17 protein-coding genes are annotated in these 18,188 nt (G+C 51.0%); 14 read left to right on the forward strand and 3 right to left on the reverse strand.

Annotated features, from left to right (window positions below; translation table 11 throughout):
* The first annotated feature begins 16 nt into the window (after positions 1 to 16).
* From ruvB to BMY11_RS02525, 7 genes are all read left to right on the forward strand, one after another.
* Complete coding sequence (ruvB, locus tag BMY11_RS02495) at positions 17 to 1,072, forward strand: Holliday junction branch migration DNA helicase RuvB (RefSeq protein ID WP_090572884.1); 1,056 nt, start codon at positions 17 to 19, stop codon at positions 1,070 to 1,072.
* Positions 1,072 to 1,521 (forward strand): thiol-disulfide oxidoreductase DCC family protein, encoded by a 450-nt coding sequence (locus BMY11_RS02500; protein WP_090572885.1) that lies wholly within the window; start codon positions 1,072 to 1,074, stop codon positions 1,519 to 1,521. Before ruvB ends, BMY11_RS02500 begins: the two co-directional genes overlap by 1 nt.
* Before the next feature lie 23 nt (positions 1,522 to 1,544).
* Complete coding sequence (locus BMY11_RS02505) at positions 1,545 to 3,716, forward strand: SpoIID/LytB domain-containing protein (RefSeq protein ID WP_256217269.1); 2,172 nt, start codon at positions 1,545 to 1,547, stop codon at positions 3,714 to 3,716.
* 9 nt (positions 3,717 to 3,725) lie between these two features.
* Positions 3,726 to 4,772, forward strand: coding sequence for a tRNA preQ1(34) S-adenosylmethionine ribosyltransferase-isomerase QueA (queA, locus tag BMY11_RS02510; RefSeq protein WP_090572886.1), 1,047 nt, complete (start codon positions 3,726 to 3,728; stop codon positions 4,770 to 4,772).
* A gap of 23 nt (positions 4,773 to 4,795) precedes the next feature.
* Positions 4,796 to 5,929, forward strand: coding sequence for a tRNA guanosine(34) transglycosylase Tgt (gene tgt / locus BMY11_RS02515; protein WP_090572887.1), 1,134 nt, complete (start codon positions 4,796 to 4,798; stop codon positions 5,927 to 5,929).
* Between the two features lie 24 nt (positions 5,930 to 5,953).
* Positions 5,954 to 6,286, forward strand: a complete 333-nt coding sequence (gene yajC / locus BMY11_RS02520; protein ID WP_090572888.1) for a preprotein translocase subunit YajC — start codon at positions 5,954 to 5,956, stop codon at positions 6,284 to 6,286.
* Between the two features lie 241 nt (positions 6,287 to 6,527).
* Complete coding sequence (locus BMY11_RS02525) at positions 6,528 to 7,391, forward strand: DUF421 domain-containing protein (protein WP_090572889.1); 864 nt, start codon at positions 6,528 to 6,530, stop codon at positions 7,389 to 7,391.
* Between the two features lie 102 nt (positions 7,392 to 7,493).
* Here the strand turns inward: BMY11_RS02525 and BMY11_RS02530 are convergent, their stop codons facing one another.
* Together BMY11_RS02530 and BMY11_RS02535 are read right to left on the reverse strand one after the other, a co-directional pair.
* Positions 7,494 to 8,360 carry a phosphatase PAP2 family protein gene (locus tag BMY11_RS02530; protein WP_090572890.1) on the reverse strand — a complete coding sequence of 289 codons (867 nt, stop codon included), beginning with the start codon at positions 8,358 to 8,360 and terminating at the stop codon, positions 7,494 to 7,496.
* Positions 8,361 to 8,469: 109 nt separating this feature from the next.
* Positions 8,470 to 8,871, reverse strand: coding sequence for a TIGR04086 family membrane protein (locus tag BMY11_RS02535; RefSeq protein WP_177182464.1), 402 nt, complete (start codon positions 8,869 to 8,871; stop codon positions 8,470 to 8,472).
* A gap of 163 nt (positions 8,872 to 9,034) precedes the next feature.
* On the opposite strand from BMY11_RS02535, the gene BMY11_RS02540 reads away from it, so the two are divergent.
* Positions 9,035 to 9,796: a YetF domain-containing protein gene (locus BMY11_RS02540; protein WP_090572891.1), complete on the forward strand. Its 762-nt coding sequence runs from the start codon at positions 9,035 to 9,037 to the stop codon at positions 9,794 to 9,796.
* A 58-nt stretch (positions 9,797 to 9,854) separates the two neighbouring features.
* Here the strand turns inward: BMY11_RS02540 and spoVB are convergent, their stop codons facing one another.
* On the reverse strand, positions 9,855 to 11,429 hold the full coding sequence (spoVB, locus tag BMY11_RS02545; protein ID WP_256217270.1) for a stage V sporulation protein B: 1,575 nt from the start codon (positions 11,427 to 11,429) through the stop codon (positions 9,855 to 9,857).
* A 187-nt stretch (positions 11,430 to 11,616) separates the two neighbouring features.
* Here spoVB and BMY11_RS02550 point away from each other — a divergent pair, with 187 nt between their 5' ends.
* The 6 genes from BMY11_RS02550 to BMY11_RS02575 all read left to right on the forward strand — a co-directional run bounded on the left by BMY11_RS02550 (position 11,617) and on the right by BMY11_RS02575 (position 18,119).
* Complete coding sequence (locus BMY11_RS02550) at positions 11,617 to 11,877, forward strand: post-transcriptional regulator (protein ID WP_090572892.1); 261 nt, start codon at positions 11,617 to 11,619, stop codon at positions 11,875 to 11,877.
* A 90-nt stretch (positions 11,878 to 11,967) separates the two neighbouring features.
* On the forward strand, positions 11,968 to 13,230 hold the full coding sequence (gene secD, locus BMY11_RS02555; RefSeq protein ID WP_090572893.1) for a protein translocase subunit SecD: 1,263 nt from the start codon (positions 11,968 to 11,970) through the stop codon (positions 13,228 to 13,230).
* Positions 13,220 to 14,152: a protein translocase subunit SecF gene (gene secF / locus BMY11_RS02560; RefSeq protein ID WP_090572894.1), complete on the forward strand. Its 933-nt coding sequence runs from the start codon at positions 13,220 to 13,222 to the stop codon at positions 14,150 to 14,152. Before secD ends, secF begins: the two co-directional genes overlap by 11 nt.
* A gap of 56 nt (positions 14,153 to 14,208) precedes the next feature.
* The gene (locus tag BMY11_RS02565; protein WP_090572895.1) at positions 14,209 to 15,120 is read left to right on the forward strand and encodes a cation diffusion facilitator family transporter; all 912 of its coding nucleotides are present in this window, start codon (positions 14,209 to 14,211) and stop codon (positions 15,118 to 15,120) included.
* Between the two features lie 54 nt (positions 15,121 to 15,174).
* Positions 15,175 to 17,583 (forward strand): single-stranded-DNA-specific exonuclease RecJ, encoded by a 2,409-nt coding sequence (gene recJ, locus BMY11_RS02570; RefSeq protein ID WP_090572896.1) that lies wholly within the window; start codon positions 15,175 to 15,177, stop codon positions 17,581 to 17,583.
* Between the two features lie 23 nt (positions 17,584 to 17,606).
* Positions 17,607 to 18,119, forward strand: a complete 513-nt coding sequence (locus tag BMY11_RS02575) for an adenine phosphoribosyltransferase (RefSeq protein WP_090572897.1) — start codon at positions 17,607 to 17,609, stop codon at positions 18,117 to 18,119.
* The last annotated feature ends 69 nt before the right edge of the window (positions 18,120 to 18,188 follow it).

Raw genomic sequence — 18,188 nt, forward strand, 5'->3', positions numbered from 1 at the left:
AAGGAGGTAAGCGTAAATGGACGATCGGATAATTTCCGCCAACCTCATGATGGAAGATCAAGCGGTGGAGTATAGCTTACGTCCCCGCTATTTGTCTGAGTATATCGGCCAATCGCAAGTGAAAGAGAATTTGAAAGTATTCATTGAAGCGGCGAAGCTGCGCAAAGAAGCGCTGGATCACGTGCTACTATATGGGCCACCGGGACTTGGCAAGACGACGCTGTCGAACATTATTGCTAATGAGCTCGGCGTCAATCTGCGTACAACGAGTGGACCTGCAATTGAACGGCCAGGCGATCTTGCAGCGCTGCTCACGAATTTGCAGGAAGGCGAGGTACTGTTCATCGACGAGATTCACCGGCTGCACCGGACGGTAGAGGAAGTGCTCTACCCGGCGATGGAAGACTTCGCGCTCGATATTATGATCGGCAAAGGACCGAGCGCAAGATCGGTTCGCCTTGATTTGCCGCCGTTCACGCTCATCGGGGCAACGACGCGTGCGGGACTATTGTCAGCACCACTTCGTGACCGCTTCGGCGTTGTGAGCCGACTTGAGTTCTACACGGTCGACGAGCTGGCGTTTATCGTCTCGCGCGCGTCAGAAATTCTCGGCGTGAGCATTATCGGCGAAGCCGCGCAAGAGATTGCGATGCGCTCGCGAGGAACGCCGCGAATTGCGAATCGGCTCTTGAAGCGGGTGCGCGACTTCGCTCAAGTGCGCGGAGACGGTATTGTTACACATGAGCTGGCGCGTTCAGCGCTTAGCCTTATTCAAGTCGATCCGCTTGGTCTCGACAGCATAGACCATAAGATGCTCCGCGCGATGATTAGCATTTATCGCGGCGGACCGGTCGGGCTGGATACGATTGCGGCGACAATTGGCGAAGAAAGCCAGACGATTGAAGATGTGTATGAGCCTTATCTCATGCAGATCGGCTTCCTGCAGCGAACGCCGCGCGGCCGGATGGTTACTCCGCTCGCATACCGGCATCTAGGGCTTCCTGTTCCGGAGGAGAAAGGCGGCGCTGCCGATCAATCAGGCGATTCCGATGAAGGAGGCGTCATCCTTTAATGGCCCGAACACCGAAACAGTCGGAAGAGCGAAGTCGCGAGAAACTGATTGTGTTGTATGACGGTGAGTGCATTTTATGTCTGGCTAGCGTGAAGCGCTTGAAGGAACTGCAATCGAGCGCGATTGTTCGATTTATTGCCGTGCAAGCATTGGGTGAGACGTACGAGACCATTCCCGGTCTTGATCATGTAACTACGGAGCAGCTATTATCGAAGATTCATGTCGTGGAGATGGATGGGACGCTGCATGCCGGAGCGGCAGGCATTGTTCGTATCTTACGCACGACGAGAGGGCTGCGTTGGCTAGCATGGCTGTATCGGGTACCAGGCCTTCACAGTGCGGCAGATGGCTTATACCGGATCATAGCAGCAAAGCGCTATGATTGGTTTGGCAAAGCGGATCAAAGCTGTCATGAAGGGGCTTGTTCGCTGCCACCGCGCAAGGAGTAGACATGAGGGGGTTAATGAGGCCGATGAGTGGCGTTAACGTTCATACGAACGAGACGAAGGAACCGGCACGAATGCTGTTTCGGATGCCGATGACGATGCGAACGGTTACCGCGATTTTGGCTGGCGTAATTGGACTCTCTGTGTGGACGGCGCTTCCTTCTAATGGAGCGGCTGTCCCACATCTGGATACGATACGCGTTGGCATATTCATGGATACGAGTAAGTATAAGCTGAATACCACTGCTGCATCATTTAGTTCAGCAGAGGCTATGCAGGTTGGCCTGAGATTGCCGTCAGGGGTCATTCCGATGTTTCAGACGGGCAGTGGAGAGATGATCCGGTTCACGTTGGATGATTACAAGCCAATGCTGCTTGAGTCGACGAACTACCAGACTGCGCTTGCTTTGTTGAAGCGGCTGAAGGCGATGAGCGGCTCGGGCATGTTGACTACGACGAATGATCCGAGAGGGAAAGTGTATCAGATCGTTGAAGGCTCTTATTCTTCGGTAGCAGAGGCGAAGGCGGCAGGCGACCGCTGGCTCAAAGACGCTACGGTTGCGAGCTACGCCGGAAAGTCTAGCAATGCTAGCTTGATTGGCCCATTACATCTCGAGACAGGAATGACGTATACGTCGAAGAGCGAAGCTGTAAAAGCAGCGCAATCACTCAGTGCGAGCGGTGCTGAAGCGTATGCGGCGCTCAAGCAATCCGGCAGTGCTGCTGCGGTATATACGGTACTGATCGGTGCGGAGAGCGATCAGACGGCGCTTGGTAAAGCAAAGGCCGCGGCGCTGCAAGCGAATCCTGCACTTGCGCTTCGCCAGACGGATGCAGCGAATGTATACTCGCTTATCCGCGACGATTACACCACAGCGGAGTCTGCTTCTAAGCCGCCAGTCGCACTCTATTCCATTCCAGCTACAGGAGCGAAGCTGTGGGTTTCTACGATAGCAGGGGCCGGTATTAAGCTAACCGAGCGATACAATCGCAGCTATAGGGGAAGCTTTGAAGTGAGCGGCTTGAACAACAAGCTGGCTGTTATTAACGAGCTGCCATTTGAGCAATACGTTTACGCAGTAGTTGGCGCAGAGATGCCTGCGTCCTGGCCGGCGGAAGCGTTGAAGTCGCAAGCGATTGCGGCGCGTACATATGCCCTCTATCAAGGGTTTGGGTTTCAAATTGCACATGTCGTCGATACAACGCTGAGTCAGGCGTATGGTGGCATTGGCTCTGAGAAGCCGACGACGATCGCTGCCGTAGATGCGACACGCGGGGAAGTTGCGATGTATAACGGCAAACTCATAGAGACCGTGTTCTCCTCAAGCGCTGGCGGTATGACGGCGGACTCGAAAGAAATTTGGGGAAGCGACATTGCGTATCTGAAGAGTGTCTCGAGTCCTGACACCTCATCAGAGAAAGGGCTTTACAAGTGGTACCGGATCGTTACGCCGAGTGGAGCTGTCGGCTATATGCGAGAGGATCTGCTCGAACCGACGGACAAGCTCTCAACGGCAGGACAACCTTTGCTGCGCGTCAAAACGGGCGGCTCGAAAGTACGTCCGATTCCGCTCATTCAAGAGGATATTCCGATCGTAGATTCAGTTAGCGCCGGATCGCTTGTCGTTCAATTGGACATGGTGACCCAGTCCAATGAGATGTCTTGGGTTCGCGGTACGTATTCAGCGGATGCGTTGCTCAGTCTTACGAAAGGTAAGCTGCAGAAACCGATTAGCGGGCGGATTACGACACTTGAGGTCAGCCAGCGCGGCCCTTCAGGCAGACCGACCGAAATTCAGGTTAACGGCCAGAAGCTGCAGGTCAAGAATCCCGATGGATATCGCTCCGCATTCGGCGGCTTGCCGAGTACGTTCTTTACGATTGATGAGACAGCGAGAGTAACGATGGCGGGAGCGGATAATGCGCTTCGCAATCGGCCGGAAGACAGCGGGACTGTCTATATCCAAGGTGGCGATGGCTCTGCACGAGAGTTGAAGGAGTCGAACTATTTCATTCTAAGCGGTGACGGGCAGGTTCGGGCAGCGACGAAGGATCCAGGCTACCGCTTTGTTGGCGGGGGTTATGGCCATGGCGTCGGGTTATCTCAATACGGGGCTCGAGGATTGGCAGAGCTTGGGTATGACTATAAATATATAATGCAATACTACTACAAAGACGCGAAGATCGTTAAGGAATGACACTAAACTATGAATGTAAATGATTTTGATTTTGAACTGCCGGAGCAATTGATTGCTCAGACACCGCTTGTGGATCGAACTGCTTCGCGCCTGTTGACGCTAAACCATGCTACCGGTGATGTTGAGCATCATTCGTTCCCGTATCTTACGGAGATGCTCCAGGATGGCGATACGCTCATTCTCAATGATACGCGCGTGATGCCTGCAAGGCTGATGGGCGTAAAGTCGGACACTGGCGCGAAGGTGGAGTTACTGCTCCTCAAGCAGCTTGAAGGTGACCGCTGGGAGACGCTTGCGAAGCCAGGCAAACGGCTGAAGGTTGGCGCTCAGCTCTCCTTCGGCGACGATGGCAACGGCGAGCCGCTCCTTCGGGCGACTGTTGTTGCAGAAGGCGAAATGGGTGGACGCGAGATTGAGTTCCACTACGAAGGCATATTTAATGAGCTGCTGGATCGCCTTGGCGAAATGCCGCTGCCGCCTTATATCAAGGAGCGGCTGGATGACCGCGAACGGTATCAGACGGTGTATGCGAAGCATGAAGGCTCGGCAGCTGCGCCGACAGCGGGACTTCACTTCACGAAGCCGTTTCTCGAGCAGCTGCAAGCGAAAGGCGTGCAGATCGGCTATATTACGCTGCATGTCGGGCTTGGAACGTTTCGTCCGATGTCAGTTGACACGATCGAAGAGCATACCATGCACTCGGAGTATTACGAGCTGAGCGAAGAGACAGCCGCGATGCTGCGTGCTGCGAAGGAGCGAGGCGGTCGAATTGTCGCCGTTGGCACAACTTCTTGCCGAACGCTTGAAACCGTTGCATCCCGGTTTACGTATGAAGACATACGGGCATGCAGCGGCTGGACCGACATCTTTATTTTTCCGGGCTATGAATTCAAGCTCGTGAACGCACTGCTGACCAACTTCCATCTGCCAAAGTCGACTCTCGTGATGCTTGTGAGCGCGCTGGCTGGACGTACAGCTGTGATGAAGGCGTACAAGGAAGCGATTGAACAGGAATATCGGTTCTTCAGCTTCGGCGACGCAATGTTTATTTACTAGGAATAGAAAGAGGACGTGCTGCAGTGGCAATCACCTATGAATTAATTAAAACATGTAAACAAACAGGAGCACGGCTGGGCCGCGTGCATACGCCTCATGGCGTCATTGAAACACCAACTTTCATGCCGGTCGGCACACAGGCAACGGTCAAGACGATAAGCCCGGAAGAGCTGAAGACGCTTGATGCCCACATCATTCTAAGCAATACATACCATCTGTTCATTCGCCCTGGACATGAGATCGTCCGCCAAGCTGGCGGGCTTCATAAGTTCATGAACTGGGACCGTCCAATTCTGACGGACAGCGGTGGCTTCCAAGTGTTCAGCCTTAGCAATATGCGCAAAATCAGCGAAGAGGGCGTCGAGTTCCGCAACCATCTGAACGGAGACAAGCTATTCATCTCACCTGAGAAGGCGATGGAGATTCAGAATGCGCTTGGCTCTGACATTATGATGGCGTTCGATGAATGCGCTCCGTATCCGGCTGAATACGACTATGTGAAGAAGTCGATGGAACGGACGACGCGTTGGGCGGAGCGGTGCCTCGCTGCGCATGCCCGTCCGCAGGACCAAGCTTTGTTCGCCATTGTTCAAGGCGGCATGTACGAAGACCTGCGCCGTCAGAGCGCACTTGAGTTGACTTCCATGGATTTCCCGGGGTATGCTATTGGTGGACTAAGCGTCGGAGAACCGAAGAATCTCATGTACAATGTTCTCGAATGTACGGTTCCTTTGCTGCCGACAAATAAGCCGCGTTATCTGATGGGCGTTGGCTCGCCTGATGCACTGCTTGACGGCTCAATTCGCGGTATCGACATGTTCGACTGCGTACTGCCGACGCGTATTGCACGCAACGGAACGACGATGACCAGCCAAGGACGCCTTGTCATCCGCAACGCTAAGTTCGCTGATGATTTTGGTCCGCTTGATCCGGAATGCAGCTGCTACACATGCACGAACTACTCGCGAGCGTATATCCGCCACTTGATTAAAGCAGATGAGACTTTCGGCATCCGGTTAACTACGATTCACAACCTGCACTTCCTACTAGAGCTTATGCGTAATGTGCGTAAAGCGATTATGGAAGATAGGCTGCTTGATTTCCGCAATGAATTTTTTGAAATGTATGGCTTGAACGAGAACAACAAAGGATTTTAATTTGAGGAAAGAGGTGAATCATATATGTCAGCAGCATCCTTACTCCCATTTGTACTTATGTTTGCGGTATTCTATTTCCTATTAATTCGTCCACAACAGCGTAAGTCGAAGCATCGTAACTCCATGCTTAGCTCGCTCAAGAAAGGCGATAAGATCGTAACGATTGGCGGTATGCACGGTACGATCTTGGAAATTTCCGACGACAAGGTTGTATTGCGCGTGAACGACTCCACGAAGATTACGTTCGACCGTAGTGCAATCAACAACGTAACTTCCACAAGTGCCGCTACTTCAGCAGTACAAGCAGCGCCTGTAGTTGAGAAGGAAGAAGAGAAGGCAGACAATATTAAGGCCTAACTCACAAGTAAGTACATCGTTTTAATCCAAACGGCTCCGCCAGTTCTCGCTGGCTGGGCCGTTTTTTTAACATTCTAGAATTTATAAGTTTCACTTGTACACATTTCTATAAGTCTTTTGTGAAACGTAAGCTTTTGCGGAAAGGACGGCGACAGCCGTTTACAATTATTGCTCATAATTTCCAGTCCGTACGCCCATACTAATCTAAACCGTACAACTGGAAAATGGGGTGTAGGAACGAATGTCTTCTTGGATTGAGATTACCTTGCGTACGCTGTCAGCTGTAGCATTCCTACTTCTGATGACGAAATTGCTAGGGAAGAGACAGGTGACCGAGCTGTCCGTGTTCGAATATATAACAGGGATCACGATCGGGAATGTCGCAGCCTACATATCGCTTGACACCGATGCCGAGTGGTATTTGGGATTCCTCGCGCTTGGCGTGTGGGTTGCGGTCTCACTTGGCATCGAGATGCTGCAATTGAAGAGCAAGCGAGTGCGGAACTGGATTGATGGAACGCCGACCGTGCTCATTCAGAAAGGCAAAATATTAGAGAAAAACTTGAAGAGGGAGAAACTCACGACTGATGAGCTGCTGCAGCAGATGCGTACGAAGGACGTGTTCAACATCGATCAAGTTGAATTCGCCGTAATGGAATCAAGCGGTGCAATCAATGTGCTGCTGAAGTCGGAGCATCTGCCGCTCACACCGAAGACACTAGGCATGCGTGTGCCCACGGAGCATGAACCGAAGCCGGTCATTATGGACGGAAAGGTGCTGAGCGATTCACTTACCCAAAGAGGCTATGACGTGAATTGGCTGGAGAAGGAATTGAAGAAGTCCGATCTTCACATTGAGGACGTGTTCCTGGCACAGCTGGATGATTATGGGTCACTCTACCTTGATTTGTATGATGATCAGATGAAAGTGACCAAGTCGACGCAAAGCCAAGCGGCGCTGCTTGCTCAGCTCAAGAAGTGCGAAGCCGATATCGAAATGTATGGCCTACTGTCAGCTGATGAGAGCGAGAAGCTCAAATATGCAGCGTGCTCGAAGCAGCTGCAGCATCTGATTGACGAAGTAAGGCCGCTCATCTATCAGTAATTGTAACTAAAACCAAAAAGACCGTTCCTTCTCACGTACCAGCTGATTAAATCGCAGCTGCGTAATGAGAGTGAACGGTCTTTCTATCGTCATAAGAACGGCCTATTTGGCGTCTTCACGAAGGAACTGAACATGTGCCGGGTTTGTTATCGATCTGCCACGGCGGCTGCGCTGTGCGAGTGTCAGCCTGCTCAGCTTCATCCCAACGGTCGATGCGACAGTAGCGAGTACAACGCCGCCGCACATATCGATCAGCCAGTGGATGCCTAGGTAGAAAATCGCGAAGATGATGATGCTTGCACAGATACAGCAGAACCAAGCCCAACGCTTTATGCCGGAGCGGACTGCGAGAATGGCAAGCGTTACAGAAATGGAAGTATGCAAGCTAGGAAAGCAGTTGTCAACACCGGAAAGAGCACGATATTGATTCTCGAAATCTGGGAACACATCAAGCATCAGGAAACGGACATGCTGCGGATCATGCAGCCACACTTCGTTCACAGGAAGGAACAGATAGAACGGAATTGCCACCAGATAGTTAATCATGATCGCGTAGCAAATTGAGTAGAACATCATCCGGTCTTTGCTCCGGTTTGTGTAAATGGCAATTGAAGCAATAAGCATCGCCTGAAAGACGACAACATACATAAAGGCTAGAAATACCGTTAAGTATTTATTCTCGAAAGTGTGCTGAAGCGTGCTGACGAAATTGCCTTCAATGGACTGGAAGAATGTAGCGAAGTCATAAGATTGCGTCAAAGTGTTTTCGATGCGAAGCTCTAATTTATTGCAGAACAGAATTAAGATAACAGCGACGAAGTGAAGCATATATTTGCGATTGAAAATCATCTCTTTTAGAAATAAGCCTGCGACGGTGAATGGATTACGAGCAGCTCCAAACCAGATCAGCAGCGTCACGGTAATGGCCGTGTAGACTGCGACCGTCGTCATGTTGTCAAACAAAGTCATATAACTTCCTTGCCTCCTAAAGGACTTCCGTTGTTGCGATTCGATCTAGTATAGCACATTTAGCGTGTCAGATGGTATTCCAAAAGTGTTCATAATCGGGACATGCTGCCTATGACCGTCTCGCATTCACGCCGATGATGCCACCGAGTGCGCCGCTAAGCAGCGTTTCAACCAACATCGTGAAAGTGCGGCCGCTAATGCCGGTGTTCGACGCAAGGAAGCTGACAATTAGAATGAGGATACCGTAGGCGATCCCGAGCAGCCCTCCATAATACCAACCGCGCGTACCTGAGCGTTTGCCTGCCACGAAGCCGCCGGCAAGTGAAGAGCAGCCGTGGACAATTAAGCTGAACATAGGAAGCTGAGCTTCTTGCATGCTGCCCCATCGCAGCATTGCAGACAGGAGCAATGCGCCAAGTGCAAGCCATACGGAAGCATACAGGATGCCGGATAGCATCGGCGAAGCCATGTGAACCTTTGGAACATTTTTCATGGCATTAATCGTTTTCATATACTTATCCCTCCAATTATTTACGAACCTGTTCTCGATTATTACAACATATGGTCAAGCTATTATGTTTTATTACCATAAATTCGAATATCCCCCTTCGTATGATGGGATGTGCATCAGGTGACAATAGTTGTACTTTGACGGAAGCAGGAGGGCGATTACTATGGAATTAATGGAATTGACGTTCCGTACGCTTCTCATCTACGTTGTTGTTTTTCTCATCATGCGCATGATGGGAAAGCGGGAAATTGGCAAGCTATCGGTATTTGACCTTGTCATCTCAGTCATGATCGCCGAAATAGCGGTCTTTGTGATTGAAGATACGAAGCGACCGGTGCTCGACGGAATTCTGCCGATGATTGTGCTGCTCGTGGTGCAAATCGGAATCGCGGTAATATCTCTAAAGAGCCGGAAGATGCGCATGTTGTTTGACGGCAAGCCGACTGTACTGGTGGAGAGAGGGAAGCTGAATCGGGAAGCCATGCGCAAGCAGCGATATAATTTGGACGATCTGCTGCTTCAGTTCCGGGAGAATAAGACGAACATCGCCGATGTGGAATTCGCAATTCTGGAAACAACCGGGAAGCTCTCGATTATCCAAAAGGATCTAAAAGGTCGAGACAACTCAGGGCAGAGGGGATCACAAGGCTCGAACTCGAATCCAAATTCGAATTCAAATTCGGGATCGTCATTTCCGAAGCCTTTTCCGCGAAATTATAAGTTTGAATCGCTGCCGGTTCCGCTCATTATGGACGGTGAAATTCAGAAGACGAATTTGGAGCAGCTAGGCAAGGATCGGTTCTGGCTGAACAATCAGCTCCGGCAGAGGGGCATTGTTGATGCAAAGCAGGTTTTCCTCTTGACGATTGACCACCGGGGCAAAATATATCTAGACGCTAGGCGAACGAGAGGTCCGCGTAAGTAGAGTAGAGTATGTAGTTCGTTGACAGCATCGGCCGTTCTTGGTCGATGCTGCTGTGCGTTTACGGACGGAACCAGCGGCCTAAAAAAGGTATTCGCGCTGCATCGTAGCGGTTAATGATCCGCATCATCACCATGAGGATCAAGTAAATAAGGATACCGGCAAAACATGCGGTAATGAGGTTCTGCCATAGTGCGGGGAGTGCTTGCAGATTCATGATCCATAGCGAAGCGGCGCCCATGATGAACATGGCGGATCCGACTTTCAGAAAATCCAGCAGCTGCATACTAAATCCAGTCGCTCGTACAACGCTGATCCAGTGGAGCACCGTGACGAGCACGATGTTGGCATTAATGGCGATGAGTGCGCCATAGATGCCGAGCGACGGCTGCGAAGCGAGCTCTATGATGAGGACAAGCTTCACGACTGCTCCGATGAAGGTGTTCATAAGCGCGGTAGCGGGCTTGTCAAGCGCTTGAAGCGCAGCTTGCAGTGGTGCTTGCATGTAGATAAACAACCCAACAGGCGCAATCCACTTCAACATAGGCGCGATCTCGACATGGTTGTATAACACGCGGCAGATGGGCTCTGCGAACAAGATCATGACGACAACGAACGGCGCACCGGTGACGAGGGAGAGCCGCATGGACTGGTGAAGGCGCTTATGAATGGTCGTCTTGTCTCCTTTGGCAGCAGCCTCTGACAGTGTTGGGACTAGGGAGACTGCAAGGGAGTAGGTAAGTGCAGTCGGGAGAAGCAGGATGGGGATGATCATTCCTTGGAGCGCTCCATATTGCGCGGTTGCGGCGCTTGTTGCAATACCGGCTGCGAACAAGGCGCGAGCGGTTAGAATAGATTCAAGCAGATAAGAGAACGAGCCAATCATTCGGCTTGCGGTAACAGGAACCGATAAGCTAATCAGCTTGCGCATGACCGGCTCACGCTTGGAGGAGCGAGCGGCTCCATCTTCCTCGTGAATGATCGCCAGCTTCACGCGCTTACGGTCGCTTGCATACTGCCAGAGTAGAATGGCGAAGCCTGCAATCTCACCTGCCACAACGCCGAGCATCGCGCCGGCAGCACCCCATTCAAGCCCGTAAGGCAAGAGCATCTTGGCAAATAATAGCGCAAATATGATCCGGATGATCGTTTCGCATATTTGTGATAACGCGGTCGGAATCATATTCGCTTTCCCTTGAAAGTAGCCTCGGTATACGGAGGAGACTCCGATAATGATAAGAAGCGGGGACATCATGCGCAGCGTCTGATAGACGCGGTGATCCGTCATGAGTCGCGTTGATATCCAAGGAGTAAGAACGATAAACAGCATCGTGAGCAGCACCGACAAGCCGATAGTGAGCGCCATCGCTGCACGGAAAACTTGCTTCACGCGCTTTGAATCACCGGTTGATTCGGCTTCTGCGATCCACTTCGCAACCGCCAGCGGAATACCTCCCGTAATAAAGGTGAGCAGCACGATGAGAAAAGGATAGCCAAGCTGGTAAAGTCCGACGCCCTCGACGCCGATAATTCTAGGGAGTGCAATTCTCGGCACGAATGCAAGGAGCCGATTTACGACTCCAGCAACGAGTAATATGAGTGCGCCTTTAATAAACGTTTGCTTCGTCACGGTCATTTCCTCTCCCTTACCCTGGTTCCTGGAACTACGCACGACATGTCCTTGTTCTCATGCTTATGCGCAGCATGTCCGCGATCATGCAGTCATTTTTTCGGGTAGGAGCAGTTTTGGCAGGAAAAGTGTGACAGAGCAGCGAAATAGTAAAGAGATCATATGGAAATCAGTGTAAGGAGGCCCGAGGATTATGACAGGCGATAATGAGCCATTAACAAGCGAAGAGTGGGTCGCGTCCATCGAAAATTTATGTCAAAGCAAAGCTGAAGAGTTTCGCATGATTGGCTACGAGTATGTTTCAGGCAGCGATATTTGGGAATGCGTAAATGATCGGTACAAGAAGACTGGGCAGCCTGCGATGCACCAGGTCGTGAATGACATTTTATCGCTCAAAGTGAATAAATTTATGAACTTTATGACGATTAGTGCCTATAAAGGAACCCATTTTTAACAGATGGGCTCTTTTTTTTGACTCGTTTTTGAGGCATCGTTATAATAGGAATGTTGACACAAGAGAACTTAAGGGGGAAATGAGGGTATTATGAAGCGTCTGTTAGCATTCATAATCATCGTCGTCGTATCTGTCGGCGTTGTTGCTGGGACAAGCAATTGGCTTTTCCATGATGTAAAGCTAGGGCTTGATTTAAAAGGTGGCTTTGAAATTCTGTATGAAGCTCAGCCTATCGAGCCTGGCGGTAAAGTAACGAAAGATTCCTTGATCGAAACGGCCAAGAGTCTTGAAGCTCGCGCAAATGCTACAGGCGTAGCGGAACCGGAAGTGACAACGGAGGGCTCAAACCGTATCCGTGTTAAGATTGCCGGCGTTTCCGATGAGGCTAAAGTTCGTGACATTCTTAAGAAGCCTGCTGAACTGACTTTCCGCAGTGCTGATGGTTGTGCCGCTGACAAAGGTTACTGTAAAGTCGAGCTTCGCGGTAACGATTTCAAACAGAACGGCGCTGACGTTCAACAAACGAACCTCGGTGAGTACGAAATTACAATTAAGCTGAAGAGCGCTAAGCAATTCGCTGATGTGACTGGTAAAATCGCGAAGCTCGCTCCAAATAACCAATTGGCGATTTACCTCGACGATACGTTGCTGTCAGCACCGAATGTAAACGGTGAAATCAACAGCACGGATGCTTCGATCACAGGTAACTTTACCCGTGATGAAGCGAACAATCTGAAGAATACGATTAACCTCGGCGCACTTCCGCTAAACCTGACAGAGAAGTACACGCAAAGTGTAGGCGCTACTCTCGGTAAGCTGAGCTTGAAGGAAACTTTGTTTGCCGGTGCTATCGGTACAGTGCTCATACTGCTCTTCATGATGATTTTCTACCGTCTGCCGGGTATCGTCGCAAGCTTCTCGATTGTCGTCTATATTTGGCTGCTGCTGCTTGGCTTCAACATGATTGGGGCAACGCTGACGCTGCCGGGTATTGCGGCATTCATCCTCGGTATCGGTATGGCCGTTGACGCCAATATCATTATGGCTGAGCGGATTAAAGAAGAAATGCGCAGCGGCAAGAGCATCATGTCCTCGCAAAAAGCAGGCGCGAAGCATTCGTTCCGTACGATCATTGATGCGCACGTTACGACATCTATCGCAGCGCTCGTGTTGTTCTTTATCGGTGTAGGTTCTGTTAAAGGCTTCGCGGTTATCCTGCTTCTCAGTATCGTCATCAGTATCTTGACTAACGTGTTCTTCTCGCGTCTGCTTCTGGCTCTCATTATTCGCAGCGGCTTGATTAAGAAGAAATCCTTATTCGGTGTGAAGGAGAGTGAAGTACGTGCGCTTTAGTGGATTTGCACAAGTATCCGAAGGTAAATTCAATTTTGTAGAGAAGGCTCGTTACTTCTTTATTTTCTCGATTATCATTACAATTCTCGGTATCGTTACGCTCGGTGTCTTCGGCCTGAACTATGGCGTCGACTTCCGTGCAGGCTCCAGTGTAGATATTGCGCTCAAGAAGGATTTGTCGGGACAAAAGACAGAGATTGAGAAATATCTTACTGATAGTGGGTTCGGTAAACCAGGTCTTACCGTCGGCTCCAATCGTGTAACGATTCGTTTCGATGATGTGCTTACCGATGCGAAGGAGAAAGAGCTTAAGGCAGGCTTCTCCGAAAAATTCGATAAAGAAGCGTCGATGGAGGTTAACACCGTTGACGTTGAAATCGCCAAAGAGCTTCAAACGAATGCACTAAAGGCGGTTCTCGTTGCAAGTATCGGTATCGTCATCTATGTCAGCATTCGTTTCGAATGGCGCTTCGCTGTAGCGGCGATTGTCGCTTTGCTGCATGACGCGTTTATCGTTATAAGCTTGTTCTCGATCTTCCGGTTGGAAGTAAACCTGCCGTTCATCGTTGCGGTGCTGACCATTATCGGTTATTCGATTAACGATACCATCGTTATCTTTGACCGGGTCCGCGAGAATTTGCGGTTTGCGAAGCTTAAGACCTCCGCGGATGTGGCGAAGATCGTGAACGTCAGTATTTGGCAAACGCTTGTCCGTTCGATCAATACGGTTATGACTGTCGTTGTAGCGGCGTTGTGCTTGCTCATCTTCGGCTCCGAATCTATTAAGCTGTTCTCACTTGCCATTCTGTTCGGTCTTGTGAGTGGCGCGTATTCTTCGATCTTCATTGCGAGCCCACTCTGGCTTCTTCTGAAGAACAAACAAAAACCGAAGCCAGCAGTCAAGTCTCCGGCTGCTTCGTAGTATAGTAGGATAGAGGACAATCGAAGACCATTAAAGTCAACCCATAGGAGGCGTCCATGTCAGCGAACCAACGTTATGCCAATGCAGAGTCTGCCGCATGGACAGGGCTAATCGGCAATGTCTGTATCGCAGCAGTTAAAGGCGGGATCGGCTTATGGTCAGGCAGCAAAGCGCTGCTTGCAGACGCTTGCCGATCTGCGTCAGACGCAGCCGCATCGTTCGTCTCCTTAACAGGTGTCCGCAGATGCAGGCAGCTTGGCTCTCCTCATGCTCCGGTTCCGCCTTCCAAGGGTCGCTTGGAAGCAGGCTCGGGCATGGTGGCGTCTTTGCTGCTCATGATCGTCGGACTCGAAATTGGCATCTCGGCAATTAAATCGATTGCCGACGGTGTTGATGACGGACCGAGCTGGCCTGCAGCTGTCGTCGTCATGTTAGCTTTTCTGATTAAGGAATTTCGATTCCCATTGAAGGAACGAGGAGCAGACCTGTACGCTTCGGTAGCAGCGCTTGTCGGAACAGGTGGCGCCATGCTGGGGAAGCCGCTTCATATGCCGGTCTTATACTATTTTGATCCAGCGGCTTCGCTCATCATCGTTGTCATCGTGCTCACAAGCGGCTTTCGTGTCGCATCCGCATCTGTCATGCGTAGCCGGTACCTGGAAGTCGAGCCTGCGGACATGTCCGAGGTGAAGGCGGTTGTGCAGCGCATGGAAGGTGTAATCAACGTCGAAGTGCTTCGCGCTCGCGAGCACGGTCACTACGCTGTTGCGGAAGTTGTCATTAGCGTGAATCCGCGTATCTCCGTACTCGAAGGCAATGAAATTGCCAAACGAGTCAAATATTTCTTAATGAAGCGGTTTAGCCATATGACGGAAGTGACGGTACATGTTGAGCCTTACGATCCAGGGTATCCATACAAAACAAATCATGAAGTAAGTCAAGAACAAATCCCGACGCTCCTGCAATAGCAGCAGCGTTCGTTTTTTTTTCTACTCATGCTCAGAAAGGAGGAATCTGCGAATATGATTCAGTCAAGAACCAGATGGAGTATCGCTGCACTTGATATTGAAGGGGAAGCGCGGGCGGCGGTGCTAGCGAGAACGCTGTCACTGACACCACTCGTTGCAAGGCTGCTTGTGCAGCGTGGGTACGATCGTGTGGAGAGTGCCAAACAGTTTCTGAGCGGAGGCACCGAGTGCCTGCACGATCCGTTCCTGCTTAAAGGGATGGAGGCTGCCGCAGCACGTATTCATCAAGCTATTGAACGCGGAGAACGTGTGCGGATCTACGGCGATTATGATGCGGACGGTGTCTCTTCTACGACATTAATGACGTACCTGTTTCAGAGGCTTGAGCTAAATTTCGACCACTATATTCCCCATCGAACGCGGGAAGGCTATGGCCTAAACAAAACGGCGCTCGAAGCTTCCGCTGCAGCAGGTGTAACACTGATCGTAACGGTAGATACTGGAATTAGTGCAGTAGACGAAATTGCATATGCAAATGAGCTTGGTATTGATGTTGTCGTCACGGACCATCATGAGCCGCCGCATGTGCTGCCAAGCGCCTACGCAATTGTGAACCCGAAGCAGGAAGATTGCGAGTATCCATTCAAAGGGCTTGCCGGTGTAGGCGTTGCCTTTAAGCTGGCGACCGCCGTGTTGGGTGAGCCTCCGCTTGAATGGACGGATGTCGTCGCTCTCGGGACAATCGCCGATTTAATGCCGCTGACGGATGAGAATCGGGTGCTGGTCAGATTCGGAATTGAACAGCTTCGTTTGACCGATAAACCGGGCTTCCGCGCACTTGCAGAGGTTGGCGGCATTGAGCTTGCCACTCTGACGGCTACGAATGTTGCTTTCGGTATGGCACCCCGCATTAATGCTGCTGGCCGTCTCGAGCATGCGAATCTCGCGGTTGAGCTGCTTACCGCAGGGAATGATGAATCGGCAGCAGCCGGGGCATTAACGCTCGACAACTTGAACCGTGAACGCCAACAGATTGTCGAAGATATTGTGCAAGAAGCGCAGCAGATGTGGGTGGACAAATGCAGCTCCGCCACAGCTGCCAGTAAGCCGGCGCCATCGGTCATCGTGCTAGCAGGCGCAGGCTGGAATGCAGGCGTCGTCGGAATTGTCGCATCTAAGTTTGTCGAGAAGTATTATAAGCCGACGCTCATTCTTGGCCTTGACGTAGAGACTGGCAAATGCAAAGGCTCGGCGCGTTCCATTGAAGGCTACGATCTTCACGCAGCGCTGACAGCATGCGATGAGCTGCTCGAACATTACGGCGGCCATCAAGCTGCCGCAGGGATGACACTATACAGCAGCAACTTGGAGCCTTTCGAAGAGCGGCTGAGTAAGCTAGCGGATGAACGGCTAAACGAAGAGGATTGGATTCCGAAGACGACGATCGACCTCTCTTGCAAGATAGAAGACGCGACGATTAAAGTCCGCGAACAGTTGGCACAGCTTGAGCCATTCGGTGCAGGCAATTCGGCGCCGAAGCTGCTCCTGCATGGCATTACGGTCGCCGACCGCAAGGCTATGGGCAAGGAGAGTAAGCACCTAAAGCTGTCTGTCAGCGGTCAAGGAAAGCTGCTGGACGCAGTGAGCTTTGGCAGCGGGCATCTGACTGACCGATTGTCGCATGGCGCAGCGATTGAGCTGGTAGGCGAGCTATCGGTGAATGAATGGAATGGCCAGCGTAAAGCACAGTTTATGATAAACGATATGCGTATCCCGCTAATTCAGTTGTTTGACAAGCGTGCCGATGTAGGCAACGATTCGATTCGGCTGCTCGGCAAAATACTGAAGTCAGCCGCTTTCACCGAAGGGATTATCGTTGTACCGAATGAGACTTGGATGGAAGCTGCCCTGTCGTCCGGGGAAGAAGTCACAGTTTCTCAACATGTTCAGCTCTTGACATATGAGGCACTTATAGCTCAAAGTGTACGATGTCCACATTTATTTGTACTTGGCAAACCGGCTTCCGCAGAGAAGCTGGCGCTGTCACTGGCAGCATGTCAGCAGCTCGAAACGGTCCATTTGCTGTATGATAGCCGCAATGGAAAGTTCGACTTTCCGACGCGCGAGCAGTTCGGCCAATTGTACCAACTGCTTCGCCGTGATTGTCCAATAGCGGAAGTGAGCTGCACGCAGCAACTGGCTGCGAAGCTGAACCTGCCTGTGTCCACAATCGCACTTATGCTCCGCGTTTTCACAGAGCTTGAGTTTATCAGATTGGAATCAGGGCTTCTTGAATTGCTCCCAGTAACGGTGAAGCGTGAGCTGTCGCACGCCAAGGAATACCGCGAGGCGCAGCATGAAGCTGAATCGAACGAGATATTGTACGCATCTGCGAAGGAAATGATAGAGTGGATTCAAGCTGCTGTGTCCTTGCATGGACATGAGCAGGCATCATCATTTTAAAGAAACGAAGGAGTCGGTACTACATGAATTATAAAGATTACATTCGCATCATTCCGGATTTCCCGCAACCAGGTATCCGCTTTAAAGATATTACAACATTGACGAACAACGGTCCGGTATACGCATCTGCAATCGACGCACTCAAACAAGCAGTGGCTGACAAGCAGATCGACCTGGTTGCAGGTCCGGAAGCACGCGGATTCATCATCGGTGCGCCACTTGCAATCTCGCTTGGCGCGGGCTTCGTGCCAATTCGCAAGAGCGGCAAGCTGCCTGGCGAAGTGGTTGAGGCTTCTTACGATCTTGAATATGGCAAAGACAAGCTTGCCATTCATAAAGATGCAATCAAGCCTGGACAGCGAGTGCTCATTGCAGACGACCTGCTAGCAACTGGCGGTACAATTGCTACGTCGATCAACCTCATCCGCCAGCTTGGCGGCGAAGTGGTAGGCTCGGCATTCCTGATTGAGCTCGGCTACCTGGACGGTCGTACGAAGCTTGACGGCATCGACATCTTCTCACTGATTACCTATTAAGCAATAGCTACTTACGTGACACCGGACTAAAGGGGCAGACGCCTGCAATAGTCCGGTTTTCCTATTTAG

Origin of the sequence: Paenibacillus sp. OV219, assembly GCF_900110075.1 — a bacterium.
Taxonomy (GTDB): domain Bacteria; phylum Bacillota; class Bacilli; order Paenibacillales; family Paenibacillaceae; genus Paenibacillus_Z.